This window comes from Kitasatospora sp. MAP12-44 (assembly GCF_029892095.1).
GTDB lineage: Bacteria > Actinomycetota > Actinomycetes > Streptomycetales > Streptomycetaceae > Kitasatospora.
In genome coordinates this window covers 207962-231382 of the sequence record NZ_JARZAE010000004.1, presented here as the reverse complement: position 1 = coordinate 231382, position 23421 = coordinate 207962, and the positions used below count along the sequence as shown (strand labels likewise).

The 23421-nt window shown below is 69.5% G+C and carries 21 protein-coding genes; 9 read left to right on the top strand and 12 right to left on the bottom strand.

The window, feature by feature from the left end:
- Positions 1-268 precede the first annotated feature (268 nt).
- The gene (locus tag P3T34_RS02135; RefSeq protein WP_280664233.1) at positions 269-640 is read right to left on the bottom strand and encodes a hypothetical protein; all 372 of its coding nucleotides are present in this window, start codon (positions 638-640) and stop codon (positions 269-271) included.
- A gap of 153 nt (positions 641-793) precedes the next feature.
- Between P3T34_RS02135 and P3T34_RS02130 the strand changes: the two genes are divergently transcribed.
- Positions 794-2191, top strand: a complete 1398-nt coding sequence (locus P3T34_RS02130) for an MFS transporter (protein ID WP_280664232.1) — start codon at positions 794-796, stop codon at positions 2189-2191.
- Between the two features lie 539 nt (positions 2192-2730).
- The gene (locus tag P3T34_RS02125) at positions 2731-3510 is read left to right on the top strand and encodes a hypothetical protein (RefSeq protein WP_280664231.1); all 780 of its coding nucleotides are present in this window, start codon (positions 2731-2733) and stop codon (positions 3508-3510) included.
- A gap of 58 nt (positions 3511-3568) precedes the next feature.
- Here P3T34_RS02125 and P3T34_RS02120 read toward each other — a convergent pair whose 3' ends face one another.
- The 4 genes from P3T34_RS02120 to polX form a co-directional block, all read right to left on the bottom strand.
- A complete protein-coding gene (locus P3T34_RS02120) occupies positions 3569-4213 on the bottom strand; it encodes a response regulator transcription factor (protein WP_280671776.1) in 645 nt (214 codons plus the stop codon).
- A gap of 89 nt (positions 4214-4302) precedes the next feature.
- Entirely contained in the window at positions 4303-5676 is a 1374-nt protein-coding gene (locus P3T34_RS02115; RefSeq protein WP_280664230.1) for a sensor domain-containing protein, read from the bottom strand.
- A 365-nt stretch (positions 5677-6041) separates the two neighbouring features.
- A complete protein-coding gene (locus tag P3T34_RS02110; protein ID WP_280664229.1) occupies positions 6042-6575 on the bottom strand; it encodes a GNAT family N-acetyltransferase in 534 nt (177 codons plus the stop codon).
- Positions 6576-6709: 134 nt separating this feature from the next.
- Positions 6710-8425: a DNA polymerase/3'-5' exonuclease PolX gene (polX, locus tag P3T34_RS02105; RefSeq protein WP_280664228.1), complete on the bottom strand. Its 1716-nt coding sequence runs from the start codon at positions 8423-8425 to the stop codon at positions 6710-6712.
- 230 nt (positions 8426-8655) lie between these two features.
- Between polX and P3T34_RS02100 the strand changes: the two genes are divergently transcribed.
- On the top strand, positions 8656-9519 hold the full coding sequence (locus tag P3T34_RS02100) for a class I SAM-dependent methyltransferase (protein ID WP_280664227.1): 864 nt from the start codon (positions 8656-8658) through the stop codon (positions 9517-9519).
- Between the two features lie 50 nt (positions 9520-9569).
- On the opposite strand, the gene P3T34_RS02095 is transcribed toward P3T34_RS02100, so the two are convergent.
- The 3 genes from P3T34_RS02095 to P3T34_RS02085 are packed head-to-tail and all read right to left on the bottom strand — an operon-like array spanning position 9570 to position 12289.
- Positions 9570-10811: a hypothetical protein gene (locus P3T34_RS02095; RefSeq protein ID WP_280664226.1), complete on the bottom strand. Its 1242-nt coding sequence runs from the start codon at positions 10809-10811 to the stop codon at positions 9570-9572.
- An 18-nt stretch (positions 10812-10829) separates the two neighbouring features.
- Positions 10830-12011, bottom strand: a complete 1182-nt coding sequence (locus P3T34_RS02090) for an acyl-CoA dehydrogenase family protein (protein ID WP_280664225.1) — start codon at positions 12009-12011, stop codon at positions 10830-10832.
- Complete coding sequence (locus tag P3T34_RS02085; RefSeq protein WP_280664224.1) at positions 12008-12289, bottom strand: acyl carrier protein; 282 nt, start codon at positions 12287-12289, stop codon at positions 12008-12010. Before P3T34_RS02085 ends, P3T34_RS02090 begins: the two co-directional genes overlap by 4 nt.
- Before the next feature lie 370 nt (positions 12290-12659).
- Here P3T34_RS02085 and P3T34_RS02080 point away from each other — a divergent pair, with 370 nt between their 5' ends.
- Genes P3T34_RS02080 through P3T34_RS02070 form a run of 3 tightly spaced genes read left to right on the top strand, consistent with a single transcriptional unit; the run spans position 12660 to position 16383 of the window.
- Positions 12660-13865 (top strand): hypothetical protein, encoded by a 1206-nt coding sequence (locus P3T34_RS02080; protein WP_280664223.1) that lies wholly within the window; start codon positions 12660-12662, stop codon positions 13863-13865.
- The gene (locus tag P3T34_RS02075) at positions 13862-15532 is read left to right on the top strand and encodes a carbamoyltransferase C-terminal domain-containing protein (RefSeq protein WP_280664222.1); all 1671 of its coding nucleotides are present in this window, start codon (positions 13862-13864) and stop codon (positions 15530-15532) included. Before P3T34_RS02080 ends, P3T34_RS02075 begins: the two co-directional genes overlap by 4 nt.
- 5 nt (positions 15533-15537) lie before the next feature.
- A complete protein-coding gene (locus P3T34_RS02070) occupies positions 15538-16383 on the top strand; it encodes a PHP domain-containing protein (protein WP_280664221.1) in 846 nt (281 codons plus the stop codon).
- 7 nt (positions 16384-16390) lie between these two features.
- On the opposite strand, the gene P3T34_RS02065 is transcribed toward P3T34_RS02070, so the two are convergent.
- Complete coding sequence (locus tag P3T34_RS02065) at positions 16391-17515, bottom strand: glycosyltransferase (protein ID WP_280664220.1); 1125 nt, start codon at positions 17513-17515, stop codon at positions 16391-16393.
- Positions 17516-17597: 82 nt separating this feature from the next.
- Between P3T34_RS02065 and P3T34_RS02060 the strand changes: the two genes are divergently transcribed.
- The gene (locus P3T34_RS02060) at positions 17598-18332 is read left to right on the top strand and encodes a class I SAM-dependent methyltransferase (RefSeq protein ID WP_280664219.1); all 735 of its coding nucleotides are present in this window, start codon (positions 17598-17600) and stop codon (positions 18330-18332) included.
- Positions 18333-18343: 11 nt separating this feature from the next.
- Here the strand turns inward: P3T34_RS02060 and P3T34_RS02055 are convergent, their stop codons facing one another.
- Together P3T34_RS02055 and P3T34_RS02050 are read right to left on the bottom strand one after the other, a co-directional pair.
- A complete protein-coding gene (locus P3T34_RS02055; protein WP_280664218.1) occupies positions 18344-19270 on the bottom strand; it encodes an SDR family oxidoreductase in 927 nt (308 codons plus the stop codon).
- Positions 19257-20105 (bottom strand): phytanoyl-CoA dioxygenase family protein, encoded by an 849-nt coding sequence (locus P3T34_RS02050; protein ID WP_280664217.1) that lies wholly within the window; start codon positions 20103-20105, stop codon positions 19257-19259. Before P3T34_RS02050 ends, P3T34_RS02055 begins: the two co-directional genes overlap by 14 nt.
- 358 nt (positions 20106-20463) lie before the next feature.
- Here P3T34_RS02050 and P3T34_RS02045 point away from each other — a divergent pair, with 358 nt between their 5' ends.
- A complete protein-coding gene (locus P3T34_RS02045; RefSeq protein ID WP_280664216.1) occupies positions 20464-21405 on the top strand; it encodes an SDR family oxidoreductase in 942 nt (313 codons plus the stop codon).
- Positions 21395-22261, top strand: coding sequence for a phytanoyl-CoA dioxygenase family protein (locus tag P3T34_RS02040; protein ID WP_280664215.1), 867 nt, complete (start codon positions 21395-21397; stop codon positions 22259-22261). The genes P3T34_RS02045 and P3T34_RS02040 overlap by 11 nt, the downstream gene beginning before the upstream one ends.
- 70 nt (positions 22262-22331) lie before the next feature.
- Here the strand turns inward: P3T34_RS02040 and P3T34_RS02035 are convergent, their stop codons facing one another.
- The gene (locus P3T34_RS02035; RefSeq protein WP_280664214.1) at positions 22332-23222 is read right to left on the bottom strand and encodes a metallophosphoesterase family protein; all 891 of its coding nucleotides are present in this window, start codon (positions 23220-23222) and stop codon (positions 22332-22334) included.
- Positions 23223-23421: the final 199 nt, after the last annotated feature.

Sequence of the window (23421 nt, the reverse complement as noted above, 5' to 3'; positions counted from 1 at the left end):
GGAGCCCTGGCGACTGAGGAGAAGCCGTCAGGGGGGCACCTCCCGGCCGAAGGCTGGGGGAGAGAGCCATCGGCCCGCGACGCCGCCCTCCATTTGCCGGTCGGTCTTAGTTGGCGGGTGGGCGCAGGCGGTCCGAGCGGGGCCCAGGCGGCGTCCCGCCAGCAAAGCGCCCCGTGGTCAGCGGTGGGGCGGGCCGGGTTCGGCGGCGCGCTGGTATCGGTCAGGCCGAGCCTGCGGACCTAGGGCACCGAAGGATCACACCATCCTGTTAGAGGTCGGCGCGGCGCGTGGCCAGATAGTCGGCCCAGTCGCGCCCGCGGGGGATCATGCTGCCCGCCGGTGGCGCCACCTGATGCTCCGGCAGGGCACTCCACTGGTCCAACTGCGCCAGAGCCAGCAGGCACACCCGCGGCACCGGGTCCGCCGGCGCCGCCGCCTCCCAGCACACCGCCCGCGCCTCGTTCGCCAGCACCTCGGACCAACTGCCGTGCTGCCGACTCGCCCGCAGCGCTCGCTCCACCGCCACCCGGGCCCGCATCACCACCAGATCCGCACTGCCGCGCTCCTCCCGCTGCCACGCCTCCAGCGCGTTAGAGCCGGCCGCCACCGTCGCCAGGACCTGGCTGCGCGCGGTCCGCATCCCCCACTGCATGCCGGCGGAGCAGGCCTTGGGCGGCCCAGCCTTCGCTGTGCTGACCTTCGGTCACCCCACCAGCCTGCCCATAGGGTTGTGTTTTCAAACTTACTATCGCTAGCATGCCTGCGCATGGAGATAGTTGGAATATCAAACCCAGTGCCCGTATCGGCCGACCGGGACCTGCCGCACCGTCGGGCCGCGTTCCTGGTGGTCGCCGCCGCGGTGTTCGTCTCGAACCTCGACCTGTTCATCGTCAACGTCGCCCTTCCGGCGATGCAGCGGCACTTCCACGGCAGCAGCCTGGCCACCCTCTCCTGGGTGCTGAACGGCTACGCCATCGTCTTCGCCGCCCTGCTGGTCGCCGCCGGACGGCTGGCTGACCGGATCGGACATCGCAGGGTGTTCCTCGGCGGGCTGGCCGTCTTCACCACCGCCTCCGCACTCTGCGCGCTCGCCCCGGCCGTCGGCTGGCTCGACGCGGCCCGGGTGGTCCAGGCGGCGGGCGCCGCCGCACTGATGCCGACCTCCCTCGCGTTGCTGCTGGACGCCACTCCTGCGGCCGAGCGCCCCGCCGCCATCCGGGCCTGGGCCTCGATCGGCGGGATCGCCGCCGGGCTCGGCCCGGTCCTGGGCGGACTGCTGGTCGAGGCCGACTGGCGCTGGGTGTTCATCGCCAACGTCCCGGTCGGCGCCGCCGCCATCGCGGTCGGCGCCCGTGTGCTGCCCAGGCTGCGCGGCAAGGAGGACGGACCGCTGCCGGACCTGTTCGGCGCGGGACTCCTCACCACCGCCATCGCCGTTCTCGCCGTGGCCCTGGTCAAGGGCGACGACTGGGGCTGGGACTCGGCCCAGGTCCTCGGCGGCCTGCTCGCGACCGTTCTGCTGACTGGCTGGTTCCTGCGCCGCTCGGCACGCCACCGCGCCCCCATCGTCGAACTGCCGCTCCTGCGGGTGCCCAGCTTCGCCGCCGCCAACACCGCAGCCCTGCTGTTCACCGTCGCCTTCGCCGGCATGCTGCTGACCTCGGTCCTGTGGTGCCAGCAGGCATGGGGGTACTCGGCGCTGCGCACCGGACTGGCCATCGCCCCGGGCCCGCTGCTGGTGCCGCCGGTCGCACTGGGCAGCGCCGCACTGGTGCGCAGGCTCGGCCCCGGACGGCTGGCCGCGCTCGGCACCCTCCTGTTCGCCGCGGGCATCGGCTGGTGGGCGGTCACCATCGAGGTCAGGCCCGGCTACGCCACCGAACTGCTGCCCGGGATGCTGCTCACCGGCCTGGGCGTCGGACTGACCCTGCCCACCCTGATCGGGTCCGCCGCGGCGGCGCTGCCGCCCACGCGCTTCGCCACCGGCTCGGCGGTCACCACGATGGCCCGGCAGATCGGCGCGGTGGTGGGAGTGGCGCTGACGGTCAGTCTGATCGGCACTTCGCACGGACCGCAGGCCGCACTGGACGCCTTCCGACGCGGCTGGACGGCGGTGATCGTGGCGGTGCTGCTGGCCTCCGTGGCCTCCCTGGTACTCGCCGGCGCCCAGCGCCGAGCAGCAGCGAGGTAGCCCCCCGACCTTTCGTCGCCACCGCCACGATGTGGTTTGGGCCTGGGGTTCGCCGTCCACGGGGTCGCGCCGCGTATGACCCCGTGCCCGTGAAGGGTCCCTTCACCCAGGCCGGGCGGCGGGCGGCAGGCCCGCCCGCCGCCCGGCGTGGGCGGTTGGAGGGCTGGCGAGAAGGTCGGGTCAGCAGCGCGACGGAAGCCGGGGTTCCCGCGCCAGGCCGAAGGTGGGACCAGGCGCGGCGGTGCGAGGCCCGTCTGCCGTGCTCGGCCCTGGGGTGGGGCAGGCCACACCTCAGGTGGATGGCATGCCTCAGTGACCGGGTGATCGACGGTGCGAAATGGTGATCGGCATGACAACGGCGGCCCGCCCACCGGGTGGTTCGGACAGCTGTCCACATGTCGGATCGAGTCGAAGGAATCTCCATGCGCACTCATAAAGCCCTGTCGCGATCGACGGACATGTCCGGTCGGGCACTGGCTCTGCTCGTCGCTCTCGCCGTGGCACTCGGCACCGCCTTCGTCCTCGCCCCGAGCGCGCTGGTGGCGAACGGCTCAGAAGGCGGCTTCTCCGAACGGCACAACCTCGTCGACGCCCTGCACCCGGCGTTCATCGAGTACTGGAGGTCCGGCGATCGGGGGTTCCCCCCGGACCTGGAGCGGGTTGTCGACTACTGGTTCCGCTACCACGTGGCCAAGGCCGTGCTCGCCGCGGCCCTGCTGATCGTGTTCGTCGCGCTCGGCGTCCTGCTCTGGAAGGCGTTCCTGCGGTCCAGCGGTCCCGGGGCTGGAGGCAGGGTCGCTCTCGCTTCGGCCGGGACCTTCGTCAGCCTGCTCGCACTGGTGTCGGTGGCGGCGGTGATGGCGAATGTCCAGGGTGCGATGGACCCTTTCTCCTCGGTGATCTCGATGCTGCCGCTCGGCGCACCCGACGGACAACTCACCGGTACGGTTGACCAGATCAGGCAGGGCTTGGCCCACTACCCGAGCACGAGCGGCCAGAACGCGGCTGCCCTCCAGGCGATGGTCGACGACTTCGGTCGGTACCACGCGGTGCTTGCCGTGATGGTTTCGATCGTGGCGGTCGTCCTCATCGGCGTGAGCGTGATGGTGTGGAGGAGGTTTGCCGCAACAGGCGCTTCCGGCAGCGCCGCAACCGATGGGCGTACGCAGCGCATGCGGCGTACGCGGCGCACGCTGGGATCGTTCGGTGTGCTCTCGGCCTTGCCGGCGCTGGCCGCGATCGTCATCGCGGTGGCGAACACGGGCACTGCGGCAGACCCGGCGCCGGCCCTCCTGGCCTTCTTCAACGGTGGCTGGTGACGCGCCTCATGGCGGATCAGCCGGATCAGCCGGGTCAGCCGGATCGGACGCAGGCGCGTCAGGCGCCGAGGTAGGCGAGGACGGCGAGTACCCGGCGGTGCTGGGCGTCGTCGGGCGGCAGGCTGAGCTTGGCAAAGACGTTGCCGATGTGCTTCTCCACCGCACTGTTGGAGAGCGCCAGTTGCCGGGCGATGGCGGTGTTGGAATGGCCTTCGGCCATCAGCGCCAAGAGCTGGCGTTCACGCGCGGTCAGTGCCTGCAGCGGGTCGTTGCGGCGTTGCCCGGCCAGCAGCTGGGAGACGACCTGCGGGTCGAGCACCGTCGCGCCACGGGCGACCCGGTGCAGGGCATCCAGGAACTCCTCGACTCTGGCGACCCGGTCCTTCAGCAGGTAGCCGACCGCGCCGGAGCCGTCCGCGAGCAGCTCGGCAGCGTAGGACACCTCCACATACTGGCTGAGCACCAGCACGGGGGTGCCGGGCAGCTGTGCGCGGGCGCTGATCGCCGCGCGCAGGCCCTCGTCCGTATGGGTCGGTGGCATCCGTACATCGACGACCGACACGTCCGGGCGGTGTGCGAGCACCGCTGCGACCAAGGCCGGACCGTCACCGACCGCCGCCACCACCTGGTGACCGTCCTCGGTGAGCAGGCGGACAATGCCTTCACGCAGCAGCACCGCATCATCAGCCACGACGATCCGCAGCGGACTGCGGGCCGCGCGGGTCTGCGATGCCTCGGCAGCTGTTCCGAGAGCTGCTTCGGGAGTTGTTCCGGGAGCTGTTTCGGCCGAGGTCAGTTGCATGGCAGTTCCCCAGTGATCGTCGTCGGGCCACCGTCGGGGCTGGCTACCCGCAGCCGGCCGCCGACCGCGTGCAGTCTGTCGTCCAGGCCCCGCAGGCCGTGTCCCTTGGCCATAGCCGCGCCGCCAACGCCGTCGTCCGTCACCCAGACCCGCAGGATTCCCTCGCCGTGGCGCATTCCGATGGCGCACCAGTGGGCGTGGCTGTGTTTGGCCACGTTGGTCAGGGCCTCAGCGACCACGAAATACGCGGCCGTCTCGACAGCGGCGTCCGGCCGACGGGCAAGGGGGCCGAGGTCGAGCTCAGCGGGTACGACACAGCGCGCGGCCAGCGCGGAGAGCGCCGCGTGCAGGCCGCGGTCGGCGAGGATCGGCGGGGCGATGCCGCGCGACAGGGCCCGTAGCTCCTCCAGCGTCTCCTGGGCCTGGACGATCGCGTCGGCGAGTGCCTCCCGGGCGGCTTCCGGCCTGCTGTCGAAGTGGTGCTGGGCGCGGCCCAGTTCCATCGCCAGGCGAACCAGACGCTGCTGGGGGCCGTCGTGAATATCGCGTTCGAGTCGGCGCAGCGCGGCCGCCTCGGCCGTCACCGCGGCGACGGTCTGTGCGCGGGCGGTGTCCCGTTCCTGCTCCAGCCCGTTGATCCTGCGGTGCAATGACGACAGGTCGGACAACAGTGCCTTCCCCAGCCCGGCCTGGGCGGCGACGCATACGCGGGTCACCAGCGGCAGGGTGGCCAACACGAGGAGGCCGACCGTGACCGCGAAGGCGAACCGCTCGTCCGGTGACGTCAGCCCCAGGCTCAAGGCGATGTGGGATTGGGGACTGCCCACGTACAGGTTCAGCGGTCGCAGTGACCCGGGCGTCGCGTACGGGCTGCGCAGGGGAGACGTGACGGCAGCCACGCCGACGAACCACCACAGCGCCGTTACCGCCCACGTGACCACAACGACGGGGAGCGCCAGGACGGTGTGCGCCACGTCGAGCCACAGCCCCGGGTCGGACGCGGCGGCTGTCTCCCGCGACCGCGACCGCGACCGCGGCCTCGGGAGACAGCCGCCGACCTGGGGACGCACCTTGGCGATCCGCCACCGTTCCAAGTCGGCGGACCACCGCGCCAGTTCCGGAGCACCGGTCATGACCGACGACCCGCTCGGCAGCAGCAGGCCGACCGCGCCGACGCACAGGCCGCTGAGCACGAGCAGCAGGCCGAGCGCGGCACTCACCGGCGCGGTCAGCAGGTATAACGAGTCCAGAAGCGTGCGGCGCCCCGAGCGCACCGCGAACCGGGCACCCAGCCGCCACCGACCCGCAACCACGCCGCCCGCAACCACGCCGCCCGCGACCACGGAAGACAACGACTCAGCCATGCGCCCAGCCTAGGTCAGCCGGTGGCCGGTGCGGTCGCGCATCATCTGGGCGAAACCAGACGGTCAACCCGAACCTGCTGCAGCACCTGCGCCCCGTCGAGGAGGACTTCGTCTGCGCCCTGCTGGACGGCTGAGAGCGCCCGCCAGGACGCTGCTGCCTGATCGCCTGTCTGGCACAAGCCTGGGCACAGGCTGTCCTGGCGCGGCGCGCATGGGCAGGGCATCGTAGGCGCCATGGACGATCGCACAGGCTGGTGTCGTCCAACTACCGTGTGTCGTCGTGTGATTGCCTCGCGCACGTGCACGCGCACGGGAACGCGGCCGATCGGCCAGATCGCCGGCCGCGGTATCCGTCGCCCGGGCGGTCAGTCGGGGAGGTCGCTGGGGCGGATGCGGTAGACCTGCAGGCTGAGTCCGTAGTACTTGGTGGTCTCGCCGACCCACTGCATGCCGAGCCGTTTCGCCATGGCGATGGCGCGAACGTTGTTCGGGCGCGCGACGGCGAAGACTTCCTCGATGTCCTGCGTGAACGCCCAAGCGATCAAGGCGCGGCCGGCTTCGGCCGCATAGCCGTGCCCCCACGCTCCGGGGGCCAGTTGCCAGCTCACCTCGAGGTCGTCCTCGTAGGGCGGCAGCAGTCGGATGCCGAGGCCGCCGACGACCGTCTGGTCGTCCCGCAGTTGCACCGCCCACCGTCCTCGGGGCGGGGGCAGGTTCGGTTGCGCTTCGTGCCAGGCCTGCAACACCGCGCGCATGGCCGCCAGGTCGCCGACGCGGTCCATCGCCGGAGTGAGCCAACGCGCGACGTCCGCGGAGCCGTAGATCGCCAGCGCCGCTTCCGCGTCGTCGAGGGACCAGTCCCGGATGACGAGCCGATCGGTGGTCAACGAGATGTCCATGGCACCGAAACCTCCTCGGTCCTCCTGACGAACATCATGCCCTCGCCCGTCGGCTCTGCGCGAGGGATCGCGGACGGTCGGGAGATCGTCGTCCTGGGCGCTGGTCATCGTGGCATCCCGTTCGCCGGGCCTCGTCAGGGCCGCAGGAAGCGGCGCAGGCGGGTGAGTGGCCAGGTGTTGATGACCTCGTCCTTGGTGAGCCAGCCGCGCTGGGCGGTGCCGACGCCGTAGCGGAAGTTGGCCAGGTGCGGAATCGAGTGGGCGTCGGTGTTCACCGCGAAGCGGACGCCGTGCCGCCGGGCGGCCAGGATCTGCTCGTCGCCCAGGTCGAGGCGCTCCGGCGAGGAGTTGACCTCCAACGCGGTGCCGGTGCGGGCGCAGGCGGCGTAGACCGCGTCGAGGTCGACGTCGATGGCGGGTCGGTGGCCCAGCTGCCGGGTGGTCGGATGGCCGATGATCTGCACGTGCGGGTTCTCGCAGGCCCGGATCAGGCGGCGGGTCTGCTGCTCGCGGTCGGCCCTGAAGTGCGAGTGGATGGACGCCACGCAGAGGTCGAAGCCGGCCAGGAACTCGGCCGGCCAGTCCACACCGCCGTCCTGGTCGATGTTGAGCTCGGTGCCGTGCAGCAGGTGCATCCGGCCGAAACGCATCCCCAGCGCCCGCAGTTGCTCGCGCTGGGCGAGCATCTTCGACTCGGTCATCCGCTGCATGTAGAGGTTGGGAGCGTGGTCGGTCACCGCGTAGTAGGCGTAGCCGCGCTCGCCGGCGGCCGCCAGCATCTCCTCCAGCGGAGCCAGGCCGTCGGTGAGGTCGGTGTGGGTGTGCAGGTCGCCACGGATGTCCCGCTCGGTCACCAGCTGGGGGAGCTCGCCCGTCAGGCCGGCCTCGATCTCGCCGCGGTCCTCGCGCAGGGTGGGCGGGATCCACGGCAGGCCGAGGGCCTCGTACACCTCCTCCTCGGTCCGCGAGACCAGTTTCTCGCCGCTCTCCACCTGGAACAGCCCGTACTCGGAGAGCTTGAGCCCGGCCTTGACGGCCCGGGCGCGCAGCTTGATGTTGTGTGCCTTGGAGCCGGTGAAGTAGACCAGCGCCGCGCCCCAGTCCTCGGGTCGCACGACGCGCAGGTCCACCTGCAGGCCGCCGCTGGTGCGGATCGAGGTCTTGGTGCTGCCGTGGACCAGCACCTCGGCAGTGTCCGGGTGGTCGGTGATGGCAGCCATCAGGGCGCTGGAGTCCTCGGCGGCGGCGAGGATGTCGAGGTCGCCGACGGTCTCGCGCATCCGGCGCAGTGAGCCCGCGTAGCCGCAGCGCACACAGCCCCGCACCCGCGACAGTTCGCCCACCAGCGACTCGGCCAGCTCGGTGGCGGCGTTCAGCAACGTGCGCCCGCTGTTCTGCCGCAACTGCTCGATGCCGTGCAGGATGTTCTCCGCGGTGCGCTCACCGAGCCCGCGCAGGTCGTTCAGCCGATCGCTGCTGGCCGCCTCCACCAGCTCGGCGACGGTCGAGACGCCCAGTTCGCGGTGGATCAGCGCGGCCTTCTTGGGGCCGACGGTCGGGATCGCCATGATCTCGCGCAGACCGTCGGGCACCTTGGCGCGCAACTGCTCCAGGGCCCCGATCCGGCCGGTTGTCAGCTGCTCGGTGATCTTTTCGGCGATGGACTTGCCGACGTTCGGGATCTCCAGCAGCCCCTTGGCATCCAGGCGGGCGAGATCCTCGTGGTAGCCGCCGACCGCCCGCGCGGCCTTCTCGTAGGAGCGCGCCCGGAAGGCGTCCCCGCCGGTCAGCAGGATGAGGTCGGAGTACTCATGGAGCAAGGCCTCGACCTCGTCGTTGAGACGGACCATGCGTTCAGTCTAGGTTCCGGCCGGGCGGGGTGCTCCTGCGGCAGTCAGTCGTCCGCGACGGGGATGAGCCGGCTGGCCCGGCGACAGGTCCGATCCCCCCGGGGGGTCCTTGCAGAGCATGTCTTCGTGGTCGGACGGATCGTCAAGACTGGTACCCTGGAGGGGTTTTGGTGACGAGTGGCACGCACGCCCCGGCCGGTGAATTCACCGTTTCATGGAGTGGACCAGCGATGATCGACGGATGGCAGTGGGACAGTTCCCTCTTCAAAGGCGCTTCCACCTACTATGAGCGCGGACGCCTTCCCTATGCTTCGGGCTTCGTCGACGCGCTCACGAAGCTCCTCGAGCTGGACGGCACCGGACGGCTCCTCGATGTCGGTTGCGGCCCCGGGAACGTCACGCTCGCCCTGGCGCCGGTGTTCGGCGAGGTGGTCGGGCTTGACCCGGACGAGGACATGCTGGCCGAAGCGCAGCGGCAGGCGGCGCTGCGCGAGGTGACGAACGCGCGCTGGGTCGCCGTACGGGCCGAGGATCTGCCCGCGGGCCTCGGGGTGTTCCGGGCCGCGGTGTTCGCCAACTCGTTCCACTGGATGGACCGTGACCAGGTCGCCGCGGCCGTGTTCGCGATGCTGGAGCCCGGCGGCGCGTTCGTCCATATGAGTGACCTCAAGGACAAGTCCGGCGAATCCGTGCCGCTGCCGCTGCCGGAATCCGCCCCACACCCCGCTCCGCCCAAGGCGGAGATCCGCGAGCTGGTGGCGCGGTATCTCGGCTCGGTGCGCCGTGCGGGGCAGGGAACGATTCGCAATGGCACGCCGAACCGCGAGGACCTGGTCCTCGCGCGAGCCGGATTCGTGGACTTCGAGCGGCACGTGGTCGCCGCCGGGCAGATGGTCGAGCGCAGCGCGGACGACATCGTGGCGTGGGTGTATTCGCTGTCCAACTCGGTGCCGCACCTGTTCGGAGACAGGCTGGCGGACTTCGAACAGGACCTGCGGGCGGTCTTGCAGGAGGTGTCGCCCGACAATCGCTTCACCGAGCTTGTCCCGGCGACCGAGATGATGATCTGGCGTAAGCCGCAGGACGCGCGCTGACGACGGACCCAGCTGACGACGGGCCAAGCGAGCGAGCGCGCACCGGTGGTCTACTCGCGGTCGTGACCTGGGCTCGCGGCGACCGACCGGCGGACCGCCTCCGGCCAGCCGGTCGGATCGAGGCCGTGCTGGCACACGAAGGCGTACGCGAGGCGTTCGAGGCCGAAGGCGACACAGCCGGTATGGGCGACCTCGCCGTCCGGAGTCCTGATGGCGAACGCCTCACCCAGCGAACTGCCGTGCGCATTGAAGGACACGGCAGCGACGGAGCGACCACCCGCGACCGGGAGAATCAACTCGTGCTTCAGCTGCAGGAGGCGCTGAGTCCAGATCTTCTCAGCGGTTTTGGCATCGCAGAAGAACGGGTCGCTGGCGGTCTCCGCATGGCCTGCGAGGCCGAGCCCCTCGATGGCGGCGAACACCTCGTGCATGAACGAGCTTCTCGCCTCCGTGACACGGTCGTCGGTCCCGATGAACACCACCTCGCGCATGGTGAACTCCCACAGACGCTCCAGCGACCGGTGGTATCGCGATTCGTGTCGGAAGCAGGTACCACGCGCCGTGACCGCTACCAGCTCGGCGCCGAGGCGCTGCCCGACGTGCTGCTCGTAGGTGTGATAGCACACAGCCGGGGACAGCGTGTAACCCGAGTGCGTACTGTGCACGGCCAGGGCTTGCGACATGGCCGCGCCGGCGTCCTCGGCCGGGGCATCGCGGCTGACCTGCGCAACGAAGTCCTTATAGGAATCCAGCTCGCCGTGCAGCCTTCCGGCGAACATCAGGAACTGCGGGAACGACGCGAGATAGCCGCTGCGAGCGAGTACCCCGGTTGGAATGAGACTGGGGTAGCTGTGTTCCAGCGCACCGAACGAGCGCTGCGCGGCGGCCCGGAAGACTCCGTCCAGATGGGCGATCAGAGCGGGGAACGGCTCCCTGAATCCGAACTGGCCCTCGCCCGAAGCGATGGCCACCCCCTGGTCGATCATGCTCTCGAACGCATCGTCGTGGGTTGTCGCGGCGTGTCGGGATCGCCAGATCCGGTGTTCCTTCACGGAACGCTGCGGAACGATCTCGTCGGAGACCAGCTGATTCAGCTTGCGCCGCATCGCTGCCTCGTCCAACGGGGCACGCGTGGCGATGCGCACCGCGCAGACGGCCGTGGACCCGCCTTCGGTCTCTTCGAGCAGCTCGAAGCTGTCGATGGCCTCGGATACGAAGAACACGCGCTTCGACAGCTCTCCGGTGAGTCGCAGCGGAACCCGCCGGCTCAGCGGAATCGTGTACTCGTGCATGCTCGTCTCCTCCTGCGCCTAGAGCAGAGTGACTTTCGGGTCCAGCAACGTGAGAGCTCCCGTGGCCGGCCACATACGGTCGTTGGAATGGTTGAGCCGGGCAGATCGCAGGTCACGGAAGTGGCGCTCGAATTTGAGGGGCGCGAGCCGGCTGTAGCCGCCGTTCATCCCGGCGAGCTGAACCATGCTGTCGGCCGCTTGGAACGTCAGCTCCGACGCCGCGAGTTTCAGCGTGTTCACCCGAAGACGGGTGCGGGCGTCGGACCACGACCGTCCCGCCGAGCGAGCGGCCGTGAGTTCGTCGCACAGGCGCGTGAGGTAGGCGCTCACGAGATCGAGGTCCACCCTGATCCGGGCCAGCCGTTCCCGCACGAGCTCCGAATGAACGTCGGGACCGCCGCGCCGCTCGGGAGACCGAAGCCACCGCAGCAGGTCGGAGAACGCGCCGTGGGCCGCCCCCAGCCAGCAGGCGGACCAGCCCACGTGAGCGAGCGGGATCATGCTGTCCCTGGCGATGTCCTCGAACCGCCCTGGCCGGCCCACCACTTGGTCGAGCGGCACCGATCCTGAGATCGTCAGCCCCACGCTCTCGGTGCCCCGCATACCCATCGGGTCCCAGGCCCCGTGCTCACTGATCCGCAGCTGCTCGCGCTCGGCGTACACCAGGCTCACCTCGTGCGGCTGCGCCTCAGGCGTGGAGCGGAGGGTGATGAGGAAGGCGTCGGCGTGTCGTCCTCCGGTGACCACCGGCGCGTCCCGCTCGAAGCAGGCCAGCCCGTCGCGCCGGGCGAGCGCGGCCTCGGCCGTGAACAGGTCGGCTCCCTTGCGTGCCTCCGTCGTGACCGAGGCGAGATAGATCTTTCCCTCGGCGATGGCGGGCAGGACGGTCTGCCGCAGCCGGTCTCCGGCGAAGCGTGACAGCCCCTCCACCTGGAACGCGTGCATCGTCCAGATCGCAGCGGTCGACATGCACGCCGCCGCGAGCCGACCCGCTATCCGCGCGTAGGAGTGAAGGTCATCGCCCAGCCCCCCGTACCGGCAGGGCACGAACATCCCCAGCAGGCCGGAGGTCCGCAGCGCGGCCATGCTCTCGGCGGGGAAGACGGCTTCCCGGTCGACCCGCTCGGCGTGTTCGCGCGCGATCTCCAGGACCTCGGCCAACGCCGGTTCATACTCGGCTTCATATTCGGCGGCGCTCATCGGCTTTCCGCGTCCAGCTCGATCTGCGGTGCGACGAAGGTCCACAGGCTGCGCGGGGTGGCGAAGTTCTGGTAGTCCAACTCGTCGAAGAGCGTGGTGCCGTATGCGGTTTCCAACCCGAGGAGAAGCTCCACCGTCTTGAGGGAGTCCAGGCCCAGGCTTCTGAGTTCCTGGTCCGGGTCGATCGACGACTCGGGGGCGAGCTTCGGCAGGATCTGGCGAAGGACAAGGTCAAACGTTTCGTCCCATTGCGGGCGCTCCGCCTTGTCGAATGTCATGCCAGTTCCCTCCTCCTTGATGGCAAGTACCGCAGCAGGTCCCAGGATCGGCGAAACGCATTCTGGCAGCTGCAGCCTTCGACGTCACACCATGAACATCGCACAGAGAGCGGAGGTGATCGGGAGACAGGCGATCACCGGACGGCCGGCACGCGTGTTCAACCGGGGAACGCATGCGGTTGAACAGGCTCGGGTGTCACTCGGGCATGGTGTCGCAGGGGCGGTCCGGACGGCTTGTCGCCGTCTGCGATGACCACGATGATGGCGGCTCAGCGCCCGGATGGCCGTCGACACACCAGCGCCCAGGCGATGGGAGCCGTCGGCACCACGGCTGACAGCTGATCCTTTTCGAACTGGAAGGTGTGTGCTCGTGAACTCGACGGGAGATATCCGGGTTTCGACTGTGGTGATGGCCCATCCGGCCCGCAGGGAACAGGCGGAACAACTCGTGCGGCGCCATCCCGAGCTGGACGCGGAGATTGTCTTCGATCCCGATCCGCAGGGAAAGCCGGCCACCTTGCGCACGGCCAAGGCGGCCTGGAGCCGGATTCGGGAGGGCGCGACCCACCAACTCGTGCTGCAGGAAGACGTGCAGCTGTGCCACGACTTCAAGACCGTCCTGCACCAGGCGCTGTCGGTTGCCCCGCAGGGAGCCATCGCCCTCTTCGCCAACTGGGTCATGTCGAGTGCGCAAGCGGTCCGCCTGGCCGCACTCTGCGGGGCGTCCTGGACACCCAACATCGAATCCTGGACCCCCACCCAGGCGCTGCTCCTGCCCGCGGAGGTGGCACGGCAGTTCGCGGACTACACCGAGCGGTACTCGGAGGACAAGCCGGACAACCGCGCGATGGCCGAGTTCCTCGCCGATCGCGGCATCACCGCTTACATCGCCATCCCGAACCTCGTCCAGCACCGTCCGACGCCGAGCCTGCTCCTCAACGATCTGCTGTACGGCATCCGCAATTCCGTGGTGTTTCCGGCGTCCGCCGATGTGGGCACAGCGCCGTTCAACGACCGCGTCGTCGCGCCGCCGGCCGTGGCGCACATGGGTCTTGGCGACTTCGAGACGATGTGTCACTACGACCCGGTGATCGGCGATCCCCGGTTGCCGACCACCGGACACGAAGTCCTCATCACCTACGGGATGTCGACCACCGAGTTGTCCGAGAGTTTCCTGGGCGACCTCGACTACCACCCGGAGGCCGTCGCAACAGGCTGGTCGGAGACCCTGCTGTTCCAGTTCTGGATCACCATGTTCATCCAGGGTGTCATCGCGAGGGGGCTGCCGGACCTCGCCAAGCTCGAGGATCTCGACGCGGCGTTCGAGAACAACCGGTGGGCGCGAGCGGCCTTGGACACCGTGCCGGCCGCCGCGCTGCGTAAGATGTACACGCATGCCGAGCTGCGACGTCATTCCGACCCGCTGACACCGCTGTGCGTCTCGGCGATGCGCGCCGGATTCGCCGCGGTGGACCACTGGCCCGGCCTCAGCGCGCTCTGGCAGCCGGATATCCACCAGATCGTGCCGCAGTGGAACCTGGGGGACAAGCAGTCCACTGGTCAGGTGCGCGCATGATTGTTCTCGGTCTCGCCGGCGGCCTGGGCCACGATGCCTCCGCGGCGTTGGTGATCGACGGCCGGTTGCACGCACTGGCCGAGGAGGAGCGCTTCGTTCGACGCCGGCACGCACACGACACTCTTCCGCTGGAAAGCGTGGCCTACTGTCTGGACGCGGCAGGGATCACCATGGCTGATGTCGACGTCATCGCGACGAGTTGGACCGACATCGACAGCGACTACGCCCAGCAGGACATGCAGCAGACCTTGCTGGACCATCCCTACCTCGCCGGCGCCGGCGGGAGGCGACCGCGCTGGGAGAAGGTCAAGCATCCGTTGGCGCACGCCGCTGCGGCGTACTACACCTCCGGCTTCGACGAAGCCACGATCATCAGCGTGGACGGTGTGGGCGACGGCATAGCGACCCTCGTCGGGCACGCCCGGGGAGAGACGATCACGGTCCGCCGCGCATACGACATCAGCGACTCGATCGGTCTCTTCTACCTGGGCGTCACCAACTACCTGGGCTTCCGTTTCGGCCAGGAGGGGAAGGTCATGGGGCTGGCGTCGTATGCCAAGCCCGATGAGGACTGGATGCCGTTCGTGCTGGACGACGAGGGATACCGCAGCGGGCTGAGCCCGCTGGGGGAGGACCGGCCCAACTTCGGTCCGCCGGTGGTCCGGGCCTGGAAGGCCCGTCTGGCAGAGCACTTCGGCCCGTCGAGGCCGCCTCGTCACACCTACCGGCGTTCGACGGCTCGGCTGGACGCGTTCGTGGAGCCGGACAGGTGGCGACAGCGGGTGGCGGCGTCCGGTCAGCAGGTCCTGGAGCGGGTGCTGCTGCACGTCATCGAGGGCGCCGTGCGGGAGACGGGCTGCCGCAATGTCGTGATAGGCGGTGGTGTGGGCCTCAACTGCACTGCCAACGGTGTCATCTGGCAGTCGGGACTGGTCGATCGGCTCGCCGTCTTCCCGGCCAGCGGCGACGCCGGAACGAGCGCGGGAGCCGCACTGGCGGTTGCCGCGGCGGCCGGCGAGCGCGACGTCCAGCCGCTGGCGAAGGCCGCCCTCGGCCCGGAGTTCGAGGACGCCGAGATCGCCGCCGTGCTGCGGGAGTACGGCGTGCCCTTCTCCGAGGAGAACGACATCGCCGCTGCGACCGCCGACCTCCTCGCCGACGGACTGGTGGTGGGCTGGTTCCAGGGGCGGGCTGAGACAGGCCCTCGGGCGTTGGGGCAGCGTTCCATCGTCGCCTCCCCGCTGACCCGGTCGATGCACGACCGGGTCAACTCGATCAAGAACCGCGAGCAGTGGCGCCCGTTGGCGCCGAGCATGTCGAGCAGCGCGGCTGCCACGTACCTGGTCAACCCGGGACAGGGGCCGGAGAAGTTCATGCTGGCGGCCTGTGCGGTAAGGGAGTTGGTGCGCGAGCAGATCCCGGCCGTGGTGCATGTCGACGGGTCGTGCCGACCGCAGATCCTGGGTGACGGTTCGTCAGAACTCTTCCGTGGCCTGCTGGGAAGCCTCGGCGCCAAGGGGCACCCCGAGCTCGTTCTCAACACGTCGTTCAACCTCGCCAATGAGCCGATCGTGCACTCACCGCACGACGCGCTGCGTTCGTTCTACAGCTCCGGACTGGACGCCCTGGCCATCGGATCCATGCTGGTGCGAAAGCCGAAGGGATGAGGTCGGTGCGGATCGCCGGGTTACCCGCCGACAGCCACGTTCACAGCGAGTGGTCCTGGGATGCTCCCTACACCTCGATGGAGCGGGCCTGTGAGCGGGCTGCTGAACTGGGGCTTCCCTCCATCGCCTTCACCGAGCACGCCGACTTCACCTCGCGGCACCTCGGTCACGGTGTCGAGCCGTCCGACTGGCAGCGGGACATCGTGACCGATGGCATCCTGACTCCGCCCGCGTTCGACGTGGACGGCTACCTGGTATGCCTGAGCCGCTGCCGGGACCGATTCCCCGGACTCAGGATTCTCAGCGGTGTCGAACTCGGCGAACCGCACTGGCACGACCCGAAGGTCGCCGAGCTCATCAAGCGCGCGCGGTTCGACCGGGTACTCGTCTCGCTGCATACCCTGCCCGCTGTCGACACCGGTCACACGACGGTCGACGCGGCGTACGCCACCGCGCTCCCCGGGCAGATCGTCCGTGCCTACCTGCGGGAACTCCGTGCCCTGGTGACCGGCTTCGACGACTTCGACGTGCTGGCCCACATCGACTACGCGGCGCGGTACTGGCCGCGTGCCGCGGGTGAGTACCCGCTCGAGGACTTCAGGGACGAGTACCAGGCCGTGCTCTCCCCGCTGGCGGCCAAGGGCAAGGCGCTGGAGGTGAACACCGGTGGTCCCCTGGCCTTCGACATCGTTCGCTGGTGGCACGAGCTGGAAGGCCAGGCGATCACCTTCGGCAGCGATGCCCACCGCCCCGAGCAGGTCGCTCGCGGGTTCGCGCAGGCGGCCGCGTTCGCCGAGGCGGCCGGCTTCGCTCCCGGTCGGGATCCGCAAGGCCCGTGGATGCGGTGCTGACGCTGACTTACCGAGCCCGCCCGACCAGGTGGCGGGCACGGACGGAAGCACGGACCTCCGCTGTCGGACGCCGGAAGTAAAGCACGTCCCTGGTGGTGTCCAGGCACTGGACGGGGCCGGCGAGCACGGCTGCGGCACTGTCGTCGATGATGATCAGATCCTGGGTGGCGGCACGTTCCGGCAACCCGGCGAGAATGTCCGCGACGTTCGTGTCATCGGCCTCGACCCACGCGAAGGAGGCGGGGCGGGGCAACCGGCCGGCGAACGCCCGTGCCGCGAACTCCAGTCGGCGCATGCTCTCCAACCAGCCGATGCTGCGGTCGGCCGGATCGAACACCCGGCAGACGACCGTCTGCGCGCAGACTTCGGGCGCGCTCCGGTGCTTGTCCATGAAGTACGCGAGGTTGCGGCGCCACTCGCCGAACATGTCCGGCGTGACGTCACGGCCCTTCTGGTAGACCACGGCCGTGGAGTTGAAGGCGAACACGTGGCCTGCTCGGCGCAAGCGGTATCCGAGCTCGGAGTCCTCCAGACCCCATCCGACGAATCCCTCGTCGAATCCGCCGACGGCCAGCAGGTGTTCGCGGCGGACCGAGACGTTGCAGCTGAACATGTGGTGCCAGCAGGTTTCGAGGTTGTTGAAGTTCTCGGAGAACTCGGCGAGGACGAGTTCGCGGCCGTCCCCGGCAACCACCTCGGGCAGCGCGGACAGGGCGAAGCCCTGGGCCAGCCGCGCGTCGTCGAACGGACCGTCGGCGAGATCATGGCGAGGGCCGACGACCACCAGGTCGTCGCGGAGCCGATGGAAGCGGAGGTGCTCGAGGACGAAGTCGGGGCCGCAGAGCTGGTCGGCGTCGGCCATCAGGACCAGCTCGCCGCTCGCCTTCTCGATGCCGGCGTTGCGGGCGGCCGCGCGGCCGGAGGTAGGACTGCGCGGCAGGAAGACGTAGACCAGGTCCAGATCGGCAGTGAACTCCGAGACCAGATCGCCGGTGCCGTCGGTCGAGCCGTCATCCGCGACGACCACCTCGAGTGAGTCGCCGGCATCGAGCCAGCAACCGGCCAAGCACCGCAGCAGCCTTCCCAGTTGAGTGCGAGCGTTATAGGACGGGATGACGACGCTGACCTTCATCTGAACCCCCTGCGGCGAGACCTGCGCTCATTGATCCCATCGTGGCGCACCGGTTGTGCCACCACCACTGACAGGAACGGAAATGGACGAGACCACCCGCGAGAACCGTCGCACCTGGGACAGCTGGAGCGACAGCTACCAGCGCAAGCACGGCGCCCTGCTGGACGGTCCGCAGGCGGAGGCCTGGGGCCTGTGGCGTCGTCCGGAGGACGAGCTGCGCGTCCTGGACCCGGTCGCCGGGAAGGACGTCCTCGAACTCGGGTGCGGTGCCGCCCACTGGTCGGCGTCCTTGGCCGGACGCGGCGCACGGGTCGTCGGGCTGGACATCTCCGGTGCGCAACTGCGGCATGCCTCCCGCGGGGATCGCTTCCATCCGGTGCTGGCTGACGCCCAGGCGCTGCCGTTCGCCGACGGTTCGTTCGATCTGGTGCTCTCCGACTACGGCGCGATGTCCTGGGCGGATCCCTATCTGACGGTCCCCGAGGCCGCACGGGTGCTGCGCCCCGGCGGCCAGCTGGCCTTCTGCACGAACTCGCCTTTCTTCGCCATGTGTTGGGACAGTGAGGACCGCACGCTGACTCCCCGTCTGCGGCGCGGCTACTTCGACCTGCACACCCGCAGGGTGGCGCCGACCGCGGTCGACTACGTGTTGGGCTTCGGCGAGTGGCTCCGGCTGTTCCGATCCCACGACCTGGTGGTCGAGGCGCTCATCGAGCAGCCGCCGCCACCCGGCGCTGCCACCAGTTTCAGCGACCGGCCGGCCGAATGGACCAGCCGGTGGCCGGTGGAGGCGATCTGGAGTGCGCGCAGGGTGTGACTGGGGTGTGACTAGGGCCTGCCTGCGTGGTCCTGCGGGTACGCGTCGAACAGCCGGCGGATACCCGGACGCAACTCGTCGATCGTCCGGAATCCGCCGTGGTCGAGCGATCGGGTCACCTCCCAACCGCGGTAGCGGCCGATCAACCCACCGACCACGCGGAACACCTGCCCGGTGACGAACGGAGCGTCGCCGCTGGCCAGGTAGGCCGCCAGCGTCCCCACGTGATCGGGCGAGCTCGCGTCGAAGGCGCTGTCACCGCAGGACAGTTGGGCGCCGACATGAGTTGCCACCCGGCCCCGGACGTTGGCTTCGGCGACCGCGTTCACGCTGACGCCGTAGGGATACATCTCGTGCGCGAGCTCCAAGGTCATGCCGACGATGGCGCCCTTGGAGGCGCTGTGGGCCACGCCCAGGTCCGGACGGCCGACGAGGCCGGTCGCTGCGGTGAGAGTGACCAGCGAGCGGGGCGAGCCGGACCGCGGCGCGGCGGCCTGCCGCCACCGCCGGCAGGCTGCCGCCGCCACGAGGTACGTGTGCGAGGCCTGGGAGTCGAACACCGTGCGCCAGTCGTCCGGCGTCAGCTCCCAGACCGGCCGGACCCGAACGGTGGCGGCGGCCGCGACCACGGCGTCGACGGCCCCGTGTTCGGAGAGCATGTCCTCGAACAGCTCGTCGACCTGATCGGCGTCCGTGAGGTCGCAGTGGTGGCCGACCACCGAGCCGTACTCGGCCGCGAGTCGCTCGGCCACTCGGACGGCTCGGCCCGGGTCCTCGCCGACGCCGGTGACGCTGGTCCCGTTGTCGGCGATGACCACCGTGGCTCCGAGCCGGGCGGCTTGGGCGGCGACGGCCGAGCCGATGTCGCCGGCGCCGCCGGTCACCAGGACGACGCGGCCGGACAGGTCCAGGGGACGGGAGGTATCAGGCCTCCGCATGGCTCGCCGCGTCGTCGAGCATGGCCCGCCGGTCGTACACCACGGGTGCGAGCCGGCCGTCGTCCAGATGAGCCACCTGACGGGCTGCGGAGCGCAGTTCGCAGCGGTCCGTGCGGATCCGGATGGCAAGTGAGATCCGGGCCTGCGAGGACAGGTTGGGACCACTCGCGTGCAAGGTGTCCCGGTGGTGCATCGCGACTCCGCCCGCCGGCACCTCGGCGGCCACCTCGTTCCAGACGAACCCTTCCGGCAGCGCCAGGCCGGTGCCCGCCGGATCGAGGTCGGTGCGGAAGAGGTCTGCCTTCCCGACCGGACCGAGGCGGTGCGAGCCGCGGACGTACCGAAGGGGCGAGCTGCCTGCCGAGACCTCGGACAACGCGACCCACACGGTGAAGATGTCGCCCTTCCAGTAGGTGGCGTACGGGCCGTCCTGATGCCAGCCGATGTTGGTCTGTGACGTGGTCACAGGCCGCTTGATGAACAGGTCCACGGCCCATACCTGGAGCATGAGGGCGTCCATGACGGCCGCGATCACCTGCCATGGCTCGGGGCAGGTGATCAGCGTGCGAAGGGCTCTGCTCGCGTTGTGCGGCTCCGCGATCTTGACCAGCCGCTGCGGTCCGTCGCCCGCTTCACGTTCCCGGATGCGAGGAAGCAGCCCGGTGTCGCTCTCGCCGCCGGCCACCGCCTCGGCCGCCACGACGGCCTCGGCGACGAGCTCGGGAGGAAAGAGCCGCGGGATCACGCAGAAGCCGTCGTCGGCGTAATCCCGGCGAAGTGCCCCGACAGTGGAATCGGACGCCGTAGCCCGCCCCGCCGACGAATCGCCGTTCATCTGTCATCCTCTCCTCGGCAGGGACGGGCCGTGGCTGCGGGTCGCAGGCTTCGAGCGGGAATCCGAACCGTCGTTCAACCGGGGAATGACCTCGGTTGAACGCGCCCTCGGCCACAGGCTCCCCGGGCGTCGCCCCGGGCGTCAACAAGCTGCGTTCCAGCGACCGCTGTTGACATGCCGAGAGGGGTGTCAGCATTCTACTGATACGTGAACTCTGGGCGCTATCGCCCTTCTTCGGGAACCGGGCCACTTGCCCTTCCCACGATTTCTGCCATTTCGCCGAAGGTTGTCGATCCAGGTTGTCGATCCAACCGTGGGAATTCGGGCCATCAGCGCAGTCGGGGAAAGGACGCAGTACATGAAGGCAGCGGCTCTGTCTGTTCCGCTCAACCTGGCGGGCCGGGTCATTCTGGTGACCGGCGGCGCCGGTGACATCGGCTCGTCGATCGCGGCCCGGGCCGCATCGCTGGGCGCCACGGTGGTCATCGCCGACAACGGGACAAGCGTGACGGGGGGCGGCCAGGACGCGGAGTACGTCACCTCGGTGGCGAAGCGGCTCGCCGATGCGTACGGATCCGTTTCGGGCTACTTCTGCGATGTCACCGACGCCGAGCAGGTCGAGGCGATGTTCGCGGATCTGTTCGAGAAGCACGGGAACGTGGACGTGGTGGTCGCGGGCGCCGGCACCCTGCGGGTCAGCCCGATCTGGGAGTCGACGCTCGACGACTGGCGGTCGGTGGTCGACTCGCACGCCACCCACACGTTCCTGGTCGCCGCGGCCGCCTGCCGTCGCTGGCGGGCCAACAGCGGGCAGCGGGGCGGATCGCCGTGCTCGCTGATCACCTTCACGGCCGCCACCGGCCTGGTGGGTCGCCCCGACCTCGGCGTGACCCATGCCGCGGCGAAGGGGGCGATCGCCGCCATGACCCTCGAGCTGGCCCACGAGATGTACCCCTACGGCGTCACGGTCAACGCCGTCACGGCGGCGAACGTGCGCGGCCGGATGGCGGACCACGTCGGCGCCCGGGTGTCCGAGGAAGGCGACCCCTTCGACGGCAGCTCGCCCGAGCACGCGGCGCTGCTGTCGGCCTACCTCGCGACCGAGGACGCCGGGTGGATCACCGGCCAGATCTTCCGGGTGATGGGCGGCATAATCGGCCGCTACAGCCCGTGGGAGGTCAAGGAGTCGATCGACAAGCAGGACTTCTGGAGCATCGAGGAGGTCCGTCTGGGCGTGCGCCGGCTGCACGGCGCCTACCCGGAGTACAAGGCTCTTCAGGGACCCCACCGTGAGTTCTGAGCCGACGGCCCCCGCCGGTGTCGATCAGGAGCGGACCCAGGACGTCCCCGGCATCCGGACCGTGACGACAGCGGAGATCGAGAGTTTCTGGGAGAACGGCTGGGTCCGCCTGCCCCGGCTGATCGACCCCGATCTGGTGCGTGGTCTCATGGACCGGGCGCAGGGGCTGATGGGTCCGGAGGGCGACCAGAACGAGGCTCGGATCGGATTCGACTTCGAGACCTCGCCGGCCTCGCAGTCGTTCCGGCGTCCCTCGGAGGTCGATCCGCTCTTCCAGCGGATCTCCCACGCGGAGCAGATCGGACGCAACGCGGCGCTCCTGCTGGGCCGGGACCACGGGCACAGCTTCTTCGACGACATCCTGCTGGTGAAGATTCCGCTGAGCCGCAGGCAGGATCTGGGGCAGGCGTTGGGCTGGCACCAGGACAAGAACCCCACGGACCGTTCGTGGATCTACTTCTGGATCCCGCTCGATCACATCGACCCGGAGCAGGGCGGGGTGCGCTATCTGTCGGGCTCGCAGAAGCTCGGTCCGCTGTGGCGGGGCGGCGCGTGCGTCTCGCTGGAGGAGGCCTACCGCCTGGCGCCCCGGCTGCGGTCCTGCCCGATGTCCGAACCGATGAGCTTCGAGCCGGGGGACGTCATCGCGCACGGCAGCTGGGTGGTGCACGGCACCGACGCCAACGTGAGCTCGGCGCCGCGATGGGTCTATCGTCCGACCTACTTTCCCGCGGACGCCGTGTACATGGGGGTCCCCTCGGAGACGATCGGCGAACGCGGCATCCGTCCGTTCGAGGTGCTCCAGCACGACGACTTCCCAGTCGTCTACCAGCCGAGGCCGACCGAAGCCGGCTGAAGCCGGCTGACGCCCCGGCCGTCCCGCACGCCCGGGCCCAGTGACGGCTGGTCACTGGGCCCGGGCGCGCTCATCCAGCCGCTTCGAAAGCGTGGATGGCCGCCCTGATCTCCTCGCGGACCAGCCGGGATTCCGGGAATCCTCCGATCTCCACCTCCTCGAGGCCGGGGGTGGTCTGGAAGGTCGAGGTGACCTCGCCTCCCCGGAACTCGTACAGGACGACACCCAGTTGCTCAAGACCGGCCGGCAGCTTCACGGATTCCTCCCGGTGCACGAGGAATCCGGTCGCCGGACCCCACAACTCGAAGGCCTCGCCGTGCCAGACCTTCCGGTAGCGGTGCACGTCGCCGTTGGCGGAGCCCAGGAACCGCGCTTCGCGGAACAGGTGCAGGAGGCGTTCGCGATCCGCCGGAGCGAGACAGCCGGGCCGTCCGTCGCTGCCCATGGCCCCGGTCCGGAACGATGTGTGCTGGAACAGCATGATGCTTCGGGAGCCGACCGCCCGGGCCATGTCCTCGAGCCGGCGCCACTGCTCGTCCTCCTCGGGCAGCCCGTTCCCGAGCAGCTGGCTGTCGAGGCCGATCAGGCCGACGCCGCCGAACCATTCGAGCCACGGTGTTTCGCCGAAGTGGCCGCGGAAGCGGGCCAGGCGTTCGCTGGTCGTGCCCCACCAGCTTCGGTCGTAGGCCTCTCCGACGTCATGGTTGCCGGGCACCAAGCGCACGGGTGCGGCGAGCAGACCGAGGAGCTCGGCCGCCGCCCGGTAATCGGCGTCCGCGTCGGGATTGGAGAAGACCACGTCCCCGGTGTGCACGATGAGATCAGGCCGCAGGACATCGTTGACGTAGCCCGCCAAGGCGGTGAAGTTCCGCCGCAACGGACCGTCCCAACGCGAAAGATGGGTGTCCGAAATCTGGACCAGGCGTAGCGGTGCGTCGGGGGTGGGGGCGGATGTAGTCACAGATCTCCTCGTACCTCGTCGGTCCTGGCGGCGGAGCAAGTGAAAATCTACGTGCGGTGAACCGCATTTCGGTATACCGCGGCAGCTGAACCGACATTCATTGACAAGCTCTGCGGGGGCTGGAACGGTGGATTTTCGGCTGCTGCAGGGAAATCACCCGAAAATACGCGACGGGACGTCAGGAGCATCGTGACCGAAG